The 784-nt window shown below is 37.1% G+C and carries 3 protein-coding genes; all 3 read left to right on the plus strand.

Going from position 1 to position 784, the window contains the following annotated elements; all coding sequences use genetic code 11:
* Positions 1–103: 103 nt before the first annotated feature.
* A complete protein-coding gene (gene rpmH, locus A3729_RS30465) occupies positions 104–238 on the plus strand; it encodes a 50S ribosomal protein L34 (RefSeq protein ID WP_082865166.1) in 135 nt (44 codons plus the stop codon).
* A gap of 3 nt (positions 239–241) precedes the next feature.
* Positions 242–643 carry a ribonuclease P protein component gene (gene rnpA / locus A3729_RS03815; protein WP_068507316.1) on the plus strand — a complete coding sequence of 134 codons (402 nt, stop codon included), beginning with the start codon at positions 242–244 and terminating at the stop codon, positions 641–643.
* Positions 644–695: 52 nt separating this feature from the next.
* Positions 696–784: membrane protein insertion efficiency factor YidD (gene yidD, locus A3729_RS30470; protein ID WP_156497627.1), on the plus strand; the 89-nt coding region annotated here is incomplete at its 3' end.

Below are 784 nucleotides of genomic sequence, written 5' to 3' on the forward strand. Positions count from 1 at the left end.
ATAAACTTTAAATAAAAATGAGAATATGGATTGAATAATCTTGCCTAAACAATTACAATCTCGCTCCAATTTTTTTTCACCCTATTTATTGTGAGTACTGGAAATGAAAAGAACATTCCAACCTAGCGTACTTAAGCGTAAGCGTACACATGGCTTCAGAGCACGTATGGCAACTAAAAGTGGTCGTCAGATTTTGAACCGACGTCGTGCTAAAGGCCGTAAAGAACTAAGTGCATAAAACTTGTACTCCAGTTTTAAGTTTCCTAAATCAACTCGGCTACTAAAATCGAGTGATTATAGTGATGTTTTTGAGTCTGTTGATATACGAGTTTCCAGTAAACATTATTTGATGTTGACTAGAAGCCTGAATAACTCAGATAGCAGACTCGGAATAATCGTTGCTAAAAAGAACGTAAAACTCGCTGTACAACGGAACCGAATTAAACGCTTATTACGAGAATCGTTTCGGACTAAGCGTAGTTCGCTTCCAAACCTTGATATTATTGTTCTTGCAAAGAAAGGTGCTGATTTATCTAGCAGCAAAGAATGCACTCAAGAACTAGACTATCTGTGGCGTAAGTTAGTTCGTAAAACATCTCAAAATAAGTCTGATAAGAAGACTAAGTCAGCTCGGACTTCGTAACTACTGACTGCTGAAAAGTGTTAGTAAGGACATAATTTTGCTGAGAACCATGATGAGAAAAGTTATCATTGGTCTAATTCGCGCTTATCAACTCTGTATTAGTCCTATACTCGGCCCTTCTTGTCGATATTATCCAACATG

The organism is Oleiphilus sp. HI0043 (assembly GCF_001634935.1).